We start from the raw sequence: 18,648 nt of genomic DNA on the forward strand, positions 1-18,648 counted from the left end.
ACTATGAAAAATAAAATACTTTTTATGATTATGATTCTTTCATTCATTTCATGTTCAGAGAAAATTGTAGGTGAATGGAACGTTCATAAATATCAAATTACGAAACCAGGAGTTGAAAATATTACCTTAACAAATATTGGAACCATGACTTTTAAATCGAATCATAAAGGAGAAAAAAATCTTGATTATACGGTTTTAGGGATGCAAAAAAAAGACAATGTTTCCTTCACATGGAAACTCACGGAAAACTATATTACTATAGATAGTGAAAATTCCGATTTTGCTAAAACATGGATTATTTTAGAGAATAAAAATAGTTCTCAAATCTGGAAATCAACGAATGGTGAAAACGAAGTACAAACTTTAGAGCTTAGTAAATAACACCTTATGAATGAACAGTTAGATAATTTTAGAGCAGCATTACAAAAAAGTTGGATTAATTTCTATGAGGCATTACCTTCCATAGTATTTGCTATACTTATTTTTGCCATTGGTTTATTAATTATACGAAAATTAAAAGGGTTAGCATATTCGTTTATTGATAAAAGATCCAAAGATCCATTAGTAAGTGATTTTTTAGTGAATGTAATTGCTTTAATATTAACCATTCTGTTATTAGTAATTTCACTTAGTATTTTAGGTTTAGGAGAAATTACAGATAAAATATTAGCTGGAGCAGGAATTACAACTTTTATTATTGGATTTGCATTAAAAGATATTGGAGAAAATTTCCTTTCGGGAATTATTATGGCTTTTAAAAGACCTTTCCGTATAGGAGATCTTATTGAAATTGATGGTTTTAAAGGAAAAGTAACCAATATGTCTCTGAGAGAAACTTTAATTAAAACCCTAGATGGTAAAGAAGTTTTTATTCCCAATGGTTTGATTGCTAAAAATGGTTTGGTGAATTATACTTTAGACGATTTATTACGTACCGAATTTGTTATTGGTCTAGACTATAACGACAATACAGAAGAAGCGTTGCAAGTAATAGAATCTATTTTACAAAACGAAGAAGGTGTCTTACAATATCCTGAACCTTTTGCTGTAATTGATGAATTAGCCACCAGTACCGTTAATGTAAGAGTTTCTTATTGGTATATGACCAATGATATTAAAGTTCCTGGTGTAAAACTAAAAAGTAATATTATGCTCAAAGTTTTCAAATCTTTATTAGATAAAGGATTTGGATTACCTTCTGATATTGTGGAAGTAAAAATGCTTGAAAAATAATACTTACTTTTAAAAATTATTATAAACTAAAATAAATTAAAATGAAAAAGTACCTCATATTCACCTCATTCTTGTTTTCTAGTGCCTTATACTATTCCTGTATCTCTTTGGATTCAGATATCAAACAAATTGATGTAACTGAAGTACAAGAATTTTCAGATAAATTAGATGAAGTTTCTGGAATGACCTATGTTAATGATACCTTATGGGTTATTCAAGATAATGGCAATCCTAACAAATTGTACCAAGTAACCACAGATGGAAAACTACTTCGAGAAGTAAAACTTAATGGTGTTAAAAATAATGACTGGGAAGCTTTAACTTCTGATGAAGAGGGCAATGTATATATAGGAGATTTTGGTAACAATAACAATAAAAGAAAAAATTTAGCCATTTATAAAATCAATCGTGTGGATTTAAAAAAAGAAACTATCGATTCTATTCAAAAAATAGAATTCTACTATGAAGATCAAGAAGATTTTCCTCCTAAAAAAGATGAGCTGTTTTACGATTGTGAATCTTTCTTATATAAAGACGGTTATTTCTATTTGTTTACCAAAAATAGAAGCAAAGATTTTGATGGTACGACTCATATTTATAAAATTCCAAACGAAATAGGCGAACATAAAGCCATTTTATTAAACAAATATGTTACTTGTGATAAGTTTACAACTTGTGCTATTACTGATGTAGCAATTAGTCCAGATGAAGATAAAGTAGTTTTATTAAGTAACAAAAGAATGTGGATTTTTTCTGATTTTGTGGAAGACAATTTCACTAAAGGAAGCTTAAAAGAAGTGCAGTTTAATTCTTTTACCCAACGTGAAGGTGTTACCTTTAAAGATAATGACATCTTACTTATTTCAGATGAAAAAACGAAGAAAGTAGGTGGTAAAATTTATGAATATAAAATTCAAGAATAGTTTTCCTATTTCATATTAATAAATCAATATCACTTATATATTTATAAAAAAAGAGAGTAACAGATGAGTTACTCTCTTTTTGCTTTATTATTATTCCAATTTAGAATCCAAATTGTACTGCAAAAGTAACACGTCCTTTATCATTTGGATTTTTAAAATAACCCAGTTTGGCAGTTACCATATTAATTCCGTTTAACCAAAGTGCTCCACCGTATGAAGTATGCCAAGTATTTGAAGTATCATTACTGGTCCAAACTCTTCCATAATCAAATCCTCCTATAATTCCATATTTCATTGGAACAAAACTGCGCTTGATACTTCCTAAAGTCAATCGCACATCCGAAGTTTGATAAAAAGATTGCCTACCTATAAAACGCTCATTTCGCAAGCCCCGTATACCATTATTTCCACCAATAGCTGCAGCATGATAAAAATCAAAATTATCATTCGTAATCAGCTTTCCTCTCAATAAGGTTTCAAAAACCAAATTCCCTTTCGTAGAAATTTTATGAGAAAAATTAAATTTACTTTCTAAAGTGAAAAAATTCTTTTGAGTGTCTTCTAAATTGCTTTTCCATTCTGCTCCTAATAAAAATCCCATGCCATAGGTTGGTAAAGAAACAATATCATAATTTTCAAAACCATAACTTATTTTTGTACTTGCATATTGTTGATGCGTAAACACACGTTCTGCAACCACATTTGGTTCACTAATAAAACGATTGGCTGTTTTTTCAACTTCTAAATCTTCAAATCCTAATTGCCAACTTACCAAACTTCCTTTTTTGCCTACTTTGTTTAATGAAGGATAAAAACTGAAATTTCTTAACTTAACTCTGTTATAATCAAATTCTATATCTGCATCCAAATCATTGTAGACCGATTCATTGCCATATCCAAAATAATTAATAGTAAAATTTGGACTGGTAATTTTAGCATCAATATTAAAATCGAGTGGGCCAACTAATTTTGGGAAATGCCCTTTGTATTTTACTTCAAAACCATTGGTTGCGAAAAAATAATTAGGCGTTATAGTATGTTTACTCGTATACGGATTTTGTCTAAAACCATTGTAAATATAATTCATAATTACTCCTAATTTCACACCATCGTCTGGATTAAATCCACCTCCTGGAATTACAGAAAAAGAATTGTATTTGGCTTTTCTGTAAGTGTACACATTCATTTCATAATCATCACTTAAGCGAGTATTGGTTTTACCATCAATTTCAAAAGTATTGTCCTTGGTTTTATAATCATAAATCTTCACATTATGACCGTTTTCTATTTTATAAACGTCATTATTTTGACCACCAATAAGCTTCACATGAATTTTCGATCTAAAATCGCCTTCTACTATAAATTTATCATCATCATCTAAACCATAAATCCAAATTTCTCTAGTGTCTTTAGAGGTGAACGTACGTTTCATAATAAATTGTTCTTCACCATCTTTCTTATTTCTAATCTGAGAAACTTCAATTTCATTTGGACTAATTTTTTTGATATAAAAATCTTCTTTTTTATCTGTACCAACAATAATTGCTCTCTTTTCTAATAATTTATGGTATTGAACCGCATATTCTTTTAAATGATCTCTTCTCGATTTTAAATCGGCTTTTAGTTTGTCGCTTGTTGCATCTTGAACCTCTTTTGGTAATTGCAAAAAGGCATTGTCAATCACAGCATCGGTTAAATTTTCCTGAATAAAAGTGGCTTGTTTTTCCCAATCTTCCTTTTTATTCGATTGTAAAAAAGCAATATCCAATTGATAACCTACATGATTCAACCATTTTAAATTTTGAATTTCTGAATCATAAGATTGCATTTTTCTAAATTCAGGAAGATTAAGAATTAAGCTCATTAGAACGCCACCATATTTAGGAAAGGCTTGATCTCTGTCTTTTGGAATGGGTTTATAAATGACCTCGTTATCCCCTTTTTTAAATTCCGACCATTTCCATTGATCTGCATGTCGGTCCCAATCTCCTAAAAGCATATCTAAAAGTCGTGCTCTAATAAATGCTTGTTCATCAACTTGGTATTTTTCGTCTTTTCTTAATTTTTTAAATAAATCATCTGTTCCAATAATATCATCTGGTTTACCAAAGGAAGATTCATCCAATTGACTATCCGATTCCCTTTCTTGAACCATGTACAATTCATCACCAAAACTAGAATTGAATTTCCCTAAAGCATCATGTTTGGGTATGTAATACAACTTCGGATTGGCATGATAAATTCCTATATTCTTTGAAAGATCATCAATTATGAAAGACATAAAAGGGTGTCCAGTTGTGAAAAAATCCATTAAAAAAGTTTCTACATAGGTATCTTTCAAATCATCTTGTACATATTGATCGGTAAATACAGCCGCTTGAAAAAAACGAGTTGCATTTTTCTTTACTGCTCGTAATACATATTCTTGTTTCTTTGTATCAATTACGCGTAAAGAATTCGATTGCTGTCCTCCTCCTTCTCTATCTATGGTTAAACCGCCAAAAAGAGTATCAATAGTGGCAACTTTTGCCGTAATGGGTAATCCATAATAATTACGATAATGCTTACCCCATAAAAAATTATAAAAACCAGATTTTTTAGTTTTCTCTGGTACGTATACGGTTGCTTCTTTGTATGCCGGAAATGAATTGGGATAATCTTTTGTTTCTGTATTCACAGGTTTTAAAATAGATTGTTTATAAAGCACAATTTCTTTATCATTCTCTTTCCCATAAAATGTAAGAATTCCTTCTCCAGTTTTCAAGATTTCTAAAGTTGCAAAACCATTTTTTCCATAAGAGAAATCATTCGGATAAATAGCTCTAGCTGCATTTGTTTTGGTTCCAGAACCACTAACAATTTGCTTGACACCATTTTTTTCAATGTATTCCAAACTATGTTCGTGACCCGAAACCACAATAATATTCTCATTTTTTTGAATTAAGGTTTGGATGCGTTTGGATAAAGCGGTGTAATCTTTATTCAAAACATCTTGCGAACTGATTCCAGAAGTTTTTCGCAATAAATTGTATAAAGTTCCTAATAATGGTACTGGAAATGAGTTTTCAGCCGATAATAACATTTTTCGCACTCCAAAATGACCACCATGAACTCCATTGGTAAACAAAGGATGATGCATCGCAACCACTATTGTTTTGTCTTGATTTTTATTTAAAAGACTTTCAAATTCAGCAAAAAATTCTTCTCTACTCTTTATATTACAATCATCGTTTATCGTTGGGGTTTTATTCCAATCTTCTAAATACCACTGACTATTAATCGTGATTAAAGTAATATTATCATTGATTTCAAAGTCTTCAATAGCACAACCTTTTCGTGGTGAAAATGATTCCTTATCTTTTAAATAGGAAATTACAAAATCTTCTTGATTATTTAACCCCTTTAAACCACTATACCAATCGTGATTCCCAGGTATTACAATAGTTTTACCTTTAAATTTTTTAGTAATTTTTAATTGATTTTCTAATATTTTCTCTGCTATTTTATATTCTTCAGTATCTTTATCATCAGACATTCCTACTGGGTAAACATTATCCCCTAAATACAGTAAAGTACTGTTTTTAGAGGCTTTTTCCAATTTATTCTCTAATGGTAATAAAGCCTGCTTTGAATTAACAGCATTTGCATTTCCTGCATCTCCAACTAAATAAAAGGTATGATCCACTTCTTGAGCTTCAACCTCAATGGGTGCAATAGGATTTTTAATATTTTTACCCGTTTGAACTGAAAAAGTAGCACAAGAGTTCAGAAAGCCTATTAAAGCTAAAACACAAATTATTTTTACAAAAAAAAGCTTTCTAAAGTAATTAAATTTCATAATTTAGTAGTATATTTTTAATGGATGAAATTAGTAAAAAAAGCGGAACTCTACGTTACAGAATTATTTAAAAATGTATTAGAATTTAAATATAAATATCACGATGTAACGCATACTAAAAATGTTGTTAATGCTGTTCAAGAAATTGGTCAGCATGAAAATATTTCTGAAAAAGATATTGAAATCTTGCAATTGGCAGCTTGGTTTCATGATACAGGTTATATCAAATGCAAAGATGGTCATGAAGGAGAAAGTGTAAAAATTGCTACTACTTTTTTAGTTGCGAATGAAGTTGATCAAAACACTATTGATGCGGTTAGTAATTTAATTATGGCAACCGTTTTTAATCATGAACCTAAAACCATTTTAGAAAAAGTAATGTGTGATTCCGATTATTACCATGTAGGTAGTGATGCTTACTTTTCCTTTTTAAAAGAATTACGCACAGAATGGAAATTATGTGATGTAGCCATATTTTCAGAAAAAGAATGGTTGAATGAAAACATTTTATTTTTAAAAGAAAAACATCAATTTTACACCAATTACGCTAAGGAAAATTGGGAGCCAATCAAACAAAAAAACATACAAATTTTGGAAGAAAAAAGAATGGAAAAAAATGAAGATCTTGTTGTAACCCCAAAAAAGAAAAAAAAGAAAAAGAAAAAAAAATTAGGGCGTGGTGTTGAAACCTTGTTTAGAGTTACTATAACTAATCATACTAGATTAAGTGACATTGCAGATAGTAAGGCGAATATTTTACTCTCTGTTAATGCAGTTATTATTTCGGTAGCCTTATCCGTTTTAATACCAAAATTAGACAGTCCAGGAAATATTTATCTCACCTTACCCACATTTGTACTTTTATTTTTTAGTGTAATTTCGATAGTCTTTGCCATTTTAGCAACACGTCCGAAAGTAACCTCAACAGAATTCACAAAAGAAGACATTTTAAACAAAAAGGTCAATCTTTTATTTTTTGGAAACTTTTATAAAGTTCCTTATCAAGATTATGAAGATGAAATTAACAAAATGATGTTAGACAACGACTATTTATATAATTCTCTTACGAAAGATTTACACTATTTAGGTATTATTTTAGACCGAAAATATAAATTATTGAGAATTACTTACAATATTTTTATGGTAGGTATCGTCGTTTCTGTACTTACCTTTTTATATGCGTATCAACATTCTTGATTGGGAATTGACTTAATGGTAACTCGTAGTGCTTTTAAGCCTGAAATACTTTGTAGTTCTTCAACATCAAACTTTTCAATCTCTTCTTCGAGTAACCCTTTTGCAATAAGGTATTTTAGGTATTTCATATACTCTACTTTCTCAGAATTTTGAGCGTATACAATAGTAATTTTATTTTCTTGTGTAATGCGTTCTTCTGAATTTTTAATATGCGATTTATCAATTCTTTTTTTGACAACCTCATAACGTGCATTATAAGAGCCATCAACATCAAATAATTTTTCATCCATTCGGAAACGAATGGTTAAAGGCGAACTAAAAGCTAATATTAAAGTTGTTACTTCTAAAGGAAATTCTAATATATGTTTCCATTTTTGGAAATTATAAACGGTTTCACATAAGGATTTTAATTGCCACAATCTTAAATTATTGAAAAACAAAGGACTAAATTCCTTTCTTGGATTAATGGAAGCGCCAATATACATATTGTGTTCTATGCCATCCGTTGCATAACGTTCATAATAATGAGGAAATATTTTTTGCGCTTCTAACTGACATTCATCTAAATAGGATGACATCTTTTTGTTTAATAATGCCACTGATTCATCATATGCTTTTCTATTGTCATAAATGATATTCAGTTTTGGATCTAATTTTTCAAAATAGGCGGTTACTTTTTCAGTTATTCCTTCAGAAAACGCCATGGTTTCCAAAACAGGATGCACTTCGCTCTCTACATATAATTTAAAACTGCTTTCGGAAGTCGTATCAAAATTATTTTCAATCTCAACAGAAAATTTATCCAATTCAAAAAGAATTTGATCGGCAATTAAAATTTTATTTTCACTAATTATAGATTGAAATAAGTTTACTAATAGCTGCAATTGATTTCTAATATCTTCAATAGTTGCTAATTGCCTATTATGAGACGAGTTTTTAATATCTATTTGACCAAATAATGCAAAAACATCTTTAAATACAATGTCTTTAAACGAATATTCTTCTAGTTTTTTATCCGAATTCAGAAAATCTCTTACTCCTTGTTTGAATTTCCAATATACACTAGGATGAATTGAAGTGTATTCGTTTTGAATGATAGCATCTATCCGATTGGCTGTAGCTTCTAAGGAGCGTTCTAGCGTATTGGTAATAATGGGTAAAATTAATTTCAAACGGCTCAAACTCTTTTTATTGATGGCGTATTTGGTTTCTGACACCAATTCAATGGTACCAATAATTCCTTTTCTACTCACAATAGGAGCAATAATTACACTTTGAATATCTTGTTCCAATAATACTTTTAATAATACGGAATCGGAATTTGAAATACTATATTGCTCTAAATTTTGAATATAAATAGGTTCTCTTTTTAGTATGCTGTACTTTAATAATTGATCGTTTTTAAACTCAGAAATGGTTTTACTCATTTTATCATTTAAAATAAAACTGTCAATCTCTACATCATTGTATCGCGTTTTGATTAACGCATTTTCTTCACTATCGTAAACCGTTATCCCAATTTTTAAATCAGGAATATCAAAAATAGATCTAAAAATTTTTTTAAAACTTTCATCATTTACTAAGGTATCATTTTGAGAACTTAACAGATTGGTTTTTAATTGGGAAACTGCATTCTCTAACGTGTTTTCGACCATAGTCAAAATACAAAACCCCTCTACATTCCAACTCCCTTCAGGAAAAATTTCTTTCCATAAATCAATATTATCTAAATCGTCCAATAACATATCAATTTGTTCTGTAGTGGGATAACGGGAAGTGTCTTTTGGATAAATTTTTAAAAAATCATTTTTATTAGAGATAAAAAATGTTTTATAAACCCCTTTATTATCTTTAAATTCAAAAATGATTTTATTGTCTAAAGTTATTTTATTTTCAATGATTGAATTTAAGATAACCATGGCTTTTAGTTTATAAATCGTATCTGGTGAAGCATCGAAGAAACGAATGCTTTCTTTAACAGAACAATCTATCTCGTTTAGTTTTTCACTACGATATAAAATAGTGTTTTTTACAGGTAATACAACAGCTTTATATTCATTTTTGGAAATATGCTCAGGAATTAGAATAGAAAAAAATTCATCAAACAAGGAAGCATTATCCCTAACAATTCCTGTTATTTCTTTTTCTTTAACAAGCACATGTTCAATTTTAGAAAACAAATTTTCGTAATATTCCTTTAATTCAGGATTTTTCGGAAAAGTAAAAGCATCAAGAAAAGGTGCAATTGAAAATTCCACTTCATAAGGTGATAAAACTATGTTTTCTTTAGTAATCATATTTATTTTTTACTATCATCTACTTTATAACTAAATCCTATACTAAAATAGGCATTCGGTTTAAACGAATCATTATAATAATCTGAAATATCATCGAAACTACTATTATATTGTTCATACAATCTTAATATCGTAATTCCAGCCTTTAAGGTAACCCAAATATTTGAACCTAAGTTTCTTGAATAAGAAGGATACACAAAAACATTCATGTTCCTAAGATAAGTAATATTATTGGGATTAACAGCAGGATCGTCCGATAAATTTAAATGCGTTATATTACTTTCAGAATGATATCCAAATCCATAGGCATATTTTTCATTGGCAAATGTAATCGAAGCTTTTGAGGGAATGAAAGCGCTAATTTTCATATTCTCTTTTTGATATTGAAAATAAGCAGTAGGCAATACTCTAAATTTACCATTGTTGTTATTAAAATTGATTCCAATACCATATTTATAATGTGGATTGCGAACCACATCTTTAACAAACATAGCAGTAAGTGCAGGAAATAAATCACGATAAGTAAAATTACTCTTAAAATCAGTTCGAATATTCAATCTTGGAGCGATGTATGCATTCCAATGTTCGTTTATTTTTTGTCTAACCAATAACGTATATTTAAAATGATGCATGTTATCTGGATAGTTATCAGAAATAGGATCTGGAGAATCAAAATTATAATCATATAATCTATAATTAATAATACTATTCAACTTTGTAGTTCTACCAATCCGAATCGTGGGTGTAAAACTTTGAAAATCTATTTCCGTTAAATCAGCTCTTGCATCCGCATTTTTTAAATCTGAATTAGGAATGTGACTTACATTTAAATGAATCGCATCGGTATCAAATTGGGCATGAACCAATGATACAAATAAAAGAGTAATGCCTACTATACTGTTTTGGAATCTCATAAATCTTAATTTAAATAGTAAAATTAGAAATATGGCAACTGTTAGAGTTACATTTTATAAACGATGATTTATATAATTACAATAAAGCATCCTGTACACTTCCCTTTAATGTTTAAATTATATAAAAGTTACTCCGCATTATATAAAACAAATAAAAACCTTCTATTGTTACTTTGTTTCATTGGAAAATAAACAAAGATGAAAATGAAAAAGATAGCCCTTTTATTTGTTTTAGTATTGCCCTATTCTCTGTTAGGCCAAAAAGAATCTCCCTATACGACCGATTTTTTAACCGATGCTTCATTAATAGGTGGTGCTACTGTGATAAATACTTGGGGACTTTTAGTGATTAAAGATAAAAAGCCCCTTACAGAAGAAAAATTAAGCGCTTTGAATGCAGAAGATATTTGGTTTGTAGACCGATGGTCAGCAGGAAATTATGACGAAAAAGCTTCTTCGGCTAGTGACATTCCATTATACACTTCTATAGCTGTACCTCTTATATTTGCTTTAAATAAAGACACTCGTCAGCATATGGGACAATTATCCATTATGTATGTTGAAGCTGTTGGTTTGTCTTTGGCGACTTTTACAGTTTCATCAGGATTTATTGAAAAATCAAGACCTAAAGTATACAATCCTAATTTAAGCTTAGATGAAAAACTAGAAAGTAACAATCAAAGATCTTTTTTTAGTGGTCATGTAGCTGCGGCAGCTGCATCAACTTTTTTTGCGGCACAAGTTTATGCTGACTTTTATCCAAATTCGAAAGCAAAGCCTTATATTTGGGCTGGTGCTGCACTACTTCCAGCTGCAGTAGGATATTATAGAGTAAAGGGCGGAAATCATTTTTTATCAGATGCAATAGTGGGTTATGTTATTGGTGCCACTAGTGGTATTCTAATACCAAGATTACATAGAAGAAAAGATAGTAATTTAAAAATTGCACCAGAAGTTGGCTTTGGGTATCAAGGAATAGGAATTCAATATACTTTCTAATTTTGAAAAAGAAGTTTAAAAAAGTTTTAAAAATAATTTTATGGATTATAAGTTCAATTTTTGGACTTATTTTGCTTTTAATACTAGCCTTACAAATTCCTTTTGTACAAAATAAAGTTAAAGAAAAAGCAGTTGATTATCTTGAAAGTAAGATTCATACGGAAGTTCGTGTGGGAACAATTGAAATTGGTTTACCCAAAAAAGTTATTTTAACTGATTTTTATTTTGAAGATCAATCAGGTGACACTTTATTATCTGGGAAAAAACTAGATGTAGATGTAAGTCTTATTAAACTTTTTTCCAATTCACTTGAAATCAATCATGTTTACATCGATGGAGTTACTGCTAAAATAAATAAAAACAAAGATTCAGTTTTTAATTTCGATTATATCATTAAAGCATTTGCCTCAAAAGAGCCTAGTACAACCTCTAAACCAATGGCAATAGATGTAAACAAAGTTAAAATTTCCAATACTCACTTTTACTATAATGATGCCATTAACAAAAATGATCTTGCTACTTCCATAGCCTATTTTGAAACTGAAATAGATGCTTTCGATTTAGAAAAGTTAGCCTTTAATATTCCAAAAATTCAATTAGACGGTTTAAAGTTAGAACTCAATCAAGGACTTTCAGAAGCAATTGAAAAAGCAACAGATAAAATCAAGGAAGAGACTCAAAATCAAACAATTAAATTGCAGTTAAAAGACATTGCTCTTTCAAAAATAGCGATAAAGTATAAAGATGAAAACACACAATTAGATACACAATTACAATTCCAAAAACTAAACACTAAGGTTAAAGAATTTGATTTAAATCAACAAAAAATAGCCTTACATGATCTTCAGTTAGAAGAGACATATGGGAAGTTATCTTTGAATTTAGCACAAGATAAAATTGGTTCAGCTAATAATACAACTACTACTAAAGGTTGGGAACTAAGTGCTAATGAAGTAGCATTTAAAAATGTAAATTTTGATTATGACAATACAGCTGTAAAGAAAACTAAATATGGTTTAGATACCAATCATTTATCTATTAAAAAACTCAATTGGGAAGCTACCAATTTAGTCTATGCTACCCATACTATAAAAGGTATAATAAAAAATCTTTCTTTTATTGAAAACAAAGGTTTTGTAGTCACAAAGTTAAGCACGCAATTTGAATATGCTTCACAGAATGCCTTCTTAAAAAATTTAGTACTAGTTACTCCCAATACAAACCTCGATAAGGAAACACTTTTATTAAAATATCCCTCAATTGCTTCACTCTCAAAAAATCCTGAAAGTATTGAAGTCCAAGCTAATTTTACTAACAGTAAAATTGGATTCAAAGATATTTTATTTCTTGTGCCAGATTTAGCAAATCAAATTCCATTCAATACCAATAAAAATAGTATTGTAAATTTAACCGCGCAAGTTAGTGGAAAATTAAACAATTTAAAGGTTAAGAAAATTCAAGCTTCTGGAATAGGTTCCACTGCAATTGACATGAATGGGGTAATTACTGGCTTACCAAATACTAAAACAACCTATTTAGACATTAGTATTAACGCATTAGTGAGCACCGCAAAAGACGTCAATACCTTTCTTCCTAAAAATACGATTCCAAACACAATAACCTTACCTGAAAATTTTGAAGCTACTGGAAATTTTATTGGATATTTAGATAATTTCACAACGCATATTGATTTAAAAAGCTCTTTCGGAAATGCCGTAGTCGATGCAACTTTGAATCAAAAGGAAGTGCATCAAGAACAATATACTTTAAATGCATCCTTTGATCAATTTGACATTGGTAAACTCATCCAAAATGACAAATTAGGTAAAGTTTCGGTTAAAACGATAGTTAATGGAAAATCTTTGGATCCCAAAATAATGAACACAAAAGCTGATGTCACTGTTATTTCTGCAGATTACAATGCCTATAATTATAAAAACCTTATCTTAAATGGAGAGATTAAAAACGGGCATTTTGTATTCACAACTAAAAGTAATGATCCTAATATCACTTTTCAATTAGAATCTAAGGGAGGTTTTGATGGAAAGTACCCTAAAGCGCAACTCAATCTAAATCTAGATTTAATCGATTTAAACAAATTAAATTTGCATGCAGGTCCTTTAAAGATGAAGGGAACTATTACTGCAGATTTTGAAACTTTAGATGTGAACCATTTGAATGGTTCTTTAATGGCAACTAATTTCTTAGTAGCGCTTGAAAACGAACAATTCCCTTTGGATACCATTTATTTAAAATCGGTTGCAACAGAAACACAAGATTCAATTCTTTTAAAATCGCAATTTGTAAATGTCAATTTAAATGGAAACTATGAATTGGCTTCTTTACCAGCAGCTGTTTCGCAATCTTTTAACCATTATTTTAATAGTACTTCATCTTCTGGGTCAAAAGCACCCAATCCACCGCAACACCTAAATTTTGATATTTACATAAAAGAAGAAGAAATTTTAAAAAAGATAGTACCTGATTTAGAAGAAACATCAGCTATTCATATCAATGGTAATTACAATTCGGCCAATGACAGTATCCGTATAAAAGGAACTATCCCTCATATAAAATATGCTAATAATGAAATAAATGGGGTTACAATTTCTGTTGATAAAGCGCAAGAAGCTCTAGTATACGATGTTGAAATTGGTAGGTTAAAAAATAATGATATAATTGTTCCAAAAACTCAAGTTTCTGGTAAAATTGAGAATAACCAACTCGATTATCAACTTAGCATTTCAGATACTAAAGACGTTGAAAAATACAATTTTGCAGGTAGCTATAAACAAACAGAAACAAATTCTACGATTCAAATTGATGCTGAAAAACTAGTCCTAAACTATGAAAATTGGAATATTAATCCAAAGAACACCATTACTATCATTAATAATGGGATTAACATACAAGATTTCGTCTTAAATCATAATCAGAATAATTTAAAAATTCAATCGGAAACGGAATCATTTGAATCACCTATTCAAATTGATTTGAAAGATTTCGAATTAGAATCTATTACAAATATAGTGACTTCCAATTATGAATTTGGTGGAACTGTGAATGGTTCAACCACTATTGAGAACCTAAATAAAACCCCGATTTTTACAGCCGATATTACAATTGATAATGCAAGCTTTAAAAAAGATACTATTGGAACTGTTGCATTAAAAATAGATAATAAAATTGCCAATACTTACACAGCTAATATCAGTTTAACTGGACAAAACAATCAAGCAACAATACAAGGTGATTATCAAATTGGTAGCGGAAACTTAGATTTTAAAGTAACGTTAGAAAAATTACAAATGAAATCGATTCAACCTTTTACTTCAGGAAATTTGACAGAAAGTGAAGGGTATTTGAATGGTAATTTAACCGTTTCAGGGCAAGCCAATAATCCAGAAATTCAAGGGCAACTCAAATTTAATAATGTTGGTTTTGTTGTAGCACCTCTTAATTCGAAGTTTAAGCTAATTAATGACGCCATTGATTTCAACAATCAAACCATAACGTTCAATACCTTTCGATTTAAAGATGAAAATGATAACGATTTAGAGATTAATGGCACTGTTACTACTGCTAATTATGCTAATTTAGGGTTTGATTTAAACATTCAAGCAGACAATTTTAGAGCGGTAAATTCAGAAGCAAAAGATAGTGACTTATTTTACGGTAAATTATATTTAGATAATAACCTTAGCCTGAAAGGAGATTTTGATAGTCCAATAATTGAAGGAAATATTAAAATTAATAAAGACACTAAATTTACGATTGTTTTACCACAAGAAGATCCTTCTATTGCAGACAGAGAAGGTATCGTAGAATTTGTTGATGAGGATCAGCCTGTATTAATAACCGTAAAAGATCCTACCAAAGCAATTACAGAAACCGATATAAAAGGGATGAATGCCTCAGTCAATATTGAAATTGATAAGGATGCGGAAATCTCAATCATCATTGATAAAGCCAATGGTGATTTCTTAAAGTTAAAAGGAGAAGCAGAATTAAATGGAGGTATAGACCCGTCTGGAAAAACGACCTTAACCGGTAAATATGAATTTACTTCGGGTTCTTATGAGATGAATTTTAATCTTATAAAAAGAAAATTTGATATTAAACCTGGTAGTTATATTGTTTGGATTGGGGAACCAACTAGTGCCAATGTAAATGTAACCGCTATTTACAAAACCGATATTGCTCCTATTGATTTAGTGAATGATCAATTAGGCGAAGTAACCGCTGAAGTGAGAAATACGTATAAACAAAAAATACCCTTTGAAACTCAATTAAAAATGACAGGAGAACTCATGAAACCTGAAATTCATTTTGATATTGTTTTACAAGATGGAAATAATGATGTTTCAGCTGAAGTTATTAATACAACTCAAGCAAAATTAGAACAAATTCGTCAGCAAGAAGATGTTCTAAATAAACAAGTTTTTGCAGTTCTTTTACTGAATCGATTCATTGGAGAAAATCCATTCCAAAGTGAAACTGGAGGAATTAGTGCCTCCTACTTAGCCAAACAAAGTGCGAGCCGAATTTTATCGGAACAACTCAATCAAATTGCAGGTGATTTAATTCAAGGATTTCAAATTGACTTTGATTTACAAGCTACTGAAGATTATACCTCTGGCCAAAAACAAAATAGAACCGATTTGAATGTGGGCATTTCTAAAGAACTATTAGACGATCGCTTAAAAATATCTGTAGGAAGTAGTTTTGGAATTGAAGGCACTCAAAATGAAAATGAACAAGCAAACAATATTGCTGGCGACGTAGCTGCGGAATATTTAATTACAAAAGACGGACGTTATAAATTAAAAGCCTATAGAAAAAACAACTATCAAGTGGCGCTTCAAGGTCAAGTCATTGAAACTGGAGTTGCTTTTATCATTACAATGAATTATGATAAGTTTAAAGAATTATTCCAAAAAAACAAGGACAAAAAAGACTAATGAAGACACTATATTCCATCCTATTTTTTACCATTTTATTTTTGTATAGTTGTAGTGGTACTAAAAACATCCCCGAAGGTGACCTCCTTTATACAGGACATAAAATAGATATAAATGGAGAAAAAACATCTCGCAGTGAAAGAAAAAAAATTGAAAAATCATTGGATGAATTAATTCGCCCTAAGCCTAATCGTTCCCTTCTTGGAATGCGCCCTGGGATTTTCTTCTACAACTTGGCTGGAGATGTAAAAAAAGAGAAAGGTTTTCGCTATTGGTTAAAATATAAATTAGGTGAAAAACCTGTTTTATTTAGTGAAGTAGATTTAAATTACAATAAGAAAATCATTCAAAACCACGCTGAAAACAAAGGTTTTTTTAATGTCAAAACAGAAGCTGATTCTACTAAAAACAGAAAAAAAGCTACTGCAGATTATGTGGTTAGTTTAAATTATCAATATAAAATTAAAGAAATACAATATCCTAATGATTCTACTTCTTTAGGAAAAGAAATTGCAGGATTGAAAAAAAATAGTCTATTGAAACTTGGTGAACCCTACGATTTAGACAAAATTAAAGCTGAAAGAGCAAGAATAGATGTAAAACTGAAAGAATTAGGTTACTATTATTTTAACGAAAATTTTATGCTAACTCAAGTCGACAGTACAGTAGGAAATCATGAAGTAAAACTTTGGTTAGATATTAAAGAAACAACTCCTGAAAAAGCAAGAAAAGCCTATCATATTAATGAAATTTATGTGTATTCTAATTTTAAATTAGAACAAGATACTTTACAAGAAAATTCAACAGTAGCCGAAAAATATAAAAATTTTACCATTATTGATCGTGAAAAGCTTTTCAAACCTATCGTCTTTGGAAACACCTTGAATTTCGAAAAAGGAGATATATATAATAGAACGAATCATAATTTATCATTGAATCGATTAATTACTCTAGGAACTTTCAAATTTGTAAAAAATCAGTTTAAAGAAAGTGATACCATTGGTAATTATTTAGATGCCTATTATTACCTCACTCCATTACCTAAAAAATCAATACGTGTAGAAGCCTTAGCAAAAAGTAATTCAGCCAATTATTCAGGTACCGAATTAAATATCAATTGGAGCAATCGCAATACCTTTAGAGGTGCTGAATTGTTAAGTATAAAAGCATTTGGTGGTTTAGAAATACAAGTTTCTGGACAAAATAATGGGTTTAATGTGTATCGCTTTGGGGGTGAAACCAATTTAATTTGGCCTCGATTCATTACACCATTTAGAGTACATACTGCAAGCGGCTTTGTCCCTAGAACCAAAGCATCCATCACTTATGAATACCAGTTAAGAACCCAATTATATGCGTTACAAACGTTCCAAAGTTCGTTTGGCTACATGTGGAAAGAAAATGAAAGAAAAGAACATAACTTGAATGTTTTTGATATTACCTATACGAAACCAAATAAAGTAACCGACTTATACAAACAGCAAATTGAAGAGAATTCCTCTTTAGAAAAAGTGATTCAGAAACAGCTCATTTTTGGTCCAACCTACTCTTACACGTATACCAATACCATGCATACACAGAAAAAAAACACTATTTATTTTAAAGGTGCTTTAGATTTATCTGCTAATGCAACAGGTTTAATAATGGGTGCCAATGATTCCAATAATCCAAAAAGTATTCTCGGTGTTCCCTTTAGCCAGTTTGCTAAATTTGAAACCGATTTTAGACATTACTTGAACTTTGGTAAGGAAACCAAACTAGCCAGTAGAATTATTTTAGGAGTTGGAATTCCATATGGTAACTCCGATGAACTGCCTTTCATAAAACAATTTTTTATTGGAGGAACCAGTAGTATTAGAGCCTTTAGAGCGCGATCAATTGGTCCTGGAACGTATCTTGACACTACTAATAATACGTTTTTACCCGATCAATCTGGAGATCTTAAATTAGAGTTTAATACCGAATTAAGAACTAAAATTTATGATTTTATCAAAGGAGCCGTTTTTGTAGATGGAGGAAATATTTGGCTACTAAATGAAAATCCCAATAAACCTGGAGCTCAATTTTCAAATCAGTTCCTAAAACAGTTAGCAATAGGTACTGGTGTGGGCCTTCGATTTGATTTTTCTTTTTTAATTTTAAGAACAGATTTTGCTTTTCCTTTGCGAAAACCTTATTTACCTAAAGGACAAGAATGGGTAATTGATGAGATTGATTTTGGGGACAGAAATTGGCGAAAAGAAAATTTAATATTCAATTTAGCTATTGGATATCCTTTTTAAAAAT

Annotated in this window: 10 protein-coding genes; 7 read left to right on the forward strand and 3 right to left on the reverse strand. The window is 30.0% G+C overall.

Annotated features, from left to right (window positions below; all coding sequences use genetic code 11):
* Positions 1 to 3: 3 nt before the first annotated feature.
* The 3 genes from NHF47_RS12385 to NHF47_RS12395 are packed head-to-tail and all read left to right on the forward strand — an operon-like array spanning position 4 to position 2,156.
* The gene (locus tag NHF47_RS12385) at positions 4 to 381 is read left to right on the forward strand and encodes a lipocalin family protein (RefSeq protein ID WP_252765222.1); all 378 of its coding nucleotides are present in this window, start codon (positions 4 to 6) and stop codon (positions 379 to 381) included.
* Positions 382 to 387: 6 nt separating this feature from the next.
* Positions 388 to 1,233, forward strand: coding sequence for a mechanosensitive ion channel family protein (locus tag NHF47_RS12390; protein ID WP_252765223.1), 846 nt, complete (start codon positions 388 to 390; stop codon positions 1,231 to 1,233).
* 41 nt (positions 1,234 to 1,274) lie between these two features.
* Positions 1,275 to 2,156: an SdiA-regulated domain-containing protein gene (locus NHF47_RS12395; RefSeq protein ID WP_252765224.1), complete on the forward strand. Its 882-nt coding sequence runs from the start codon at positions 1,275 to 1,277 to the stop codon at positions 2,154 to 2,156.
* 100 nt (positions 2,157 to 2,256) lie between these two features.
* On the opposite strand, the gene NHF47_RS12400 is transcribed toward NHF47_RS12395, so the two are convergent.
* Positions 2,257 to 5,994 (reverse strand): metallophosphoesterase, encoded by a 3,738-nt coding sequence (locus NHF47_RS12400; RefSeq protein WP_252765225.1) that lies wholly within the window; start codon positions 5,992 to 5,994, stop codon positions 2,257 to 2,259.
* 24 nt (positions 5,995 to 6,018) lie between these two features.
* Between NHF47_RS12400 and NHF47_RS12405 the strand changes: the two genes are divergently transcribed.
* Positions 6,019 to 7,191, forward strand: a complete 1,173-nt coding sequence (locus tag NHF47_RS12405; RefSeq protein ID WP_252765226.1) for a Pycsar system effector family protein — start codon at positions 6,019 to 6,021, stop codon at positions 7,189 to 7,191.
* Here NHF47_RS12405 and NHF47_RS12410 read toward each other — a convergent pair.
* Both NHF47_RS12410 and NHF47_RS12415 read right to left on the reverse strand, forming a co-directional pair.
* The gene (locus tag NHF47_RS12410; protein WP_252765227.1) at positions 7,179 to 9,488 is read right to left on the reverse strand and encodes a GAF domain-containing protein; all 2,310 of its coding nucleotides are present in this window, start codon (positions 9,486 to 9,488) and stop codon (positions 7,179 to 7,181) included. The genes NHF47_RS12405 and NHF47_RS12410 overlap by 13 nt on opposite strands.
* Before the next feature lie 2 nt (positions 9,489 to 9,490).
* A complete protein-coding gene (locus NHF47_RS12415) occupies positions 9,491 to 10,402 on the reverse strand; it encodes a DUF6268 family outer membrane beta-barrel protein (protein WP_252765228.1) in 912 nt (303 codons plus the stop codon).
* Positions 10,403 to 10,606: 204 nt separating this feature from the next.
* Between NHF47_RS12415 and NHF47_RS12420 the strand changes: the two genes are divergently transcribed.
* From NHF47_RS12420 to NHF47_RS12430, 3 genes are read left to right on the forward strand one after another with little or no spacing between them, the layout of a single operon-like run.
* A complete protein-coding gene (locus NHF47_RS12420) occupies positions 10,607 to 11,401 on the forward strand; it encodes a phosphatase PAP2 family protein (protein WP_252765229.1) in 795 nt (264 codons plus the stop codon).
* Positions 11,402 to 11,403: 2 nt separating this feature from the next.
* Complete coding sequence (locus NHF47_RS12425) at positions 11,404 to 16,362, forward strand: translocation/assembly module TamB domain-containing protein (RefSeq protein WP_252765230.1); 4,959 nt, start codon at positions 11,404 to 11,406, stop codon at positions 16,360 to 16,362.
* Entirely contained in the window at positions 16,362 to 18,644 is a 2,283-nt protein-coding gene (locus NHF47_RS12430) for a BamA/TamA family outer membrane protein (RefSeq protein ID WP_252765231.1), read from the forward strand. Before NHF47_RS12425 ends, NHF47_RS12430 begins: the two co-directional genes overlap by 1 nt.
* Positions 18,645 to 18,648 lie beyond the last annotated feature (4 nt).

The organism is Flavobacterium sp. NRK F7, assembly GCF_024054195.1.
Classification (GTDB): Bacteria; Bacteroidota; Bacteroidia; order Flavobacteriales; family Flavobacteriaceae; genus Flavobacterium.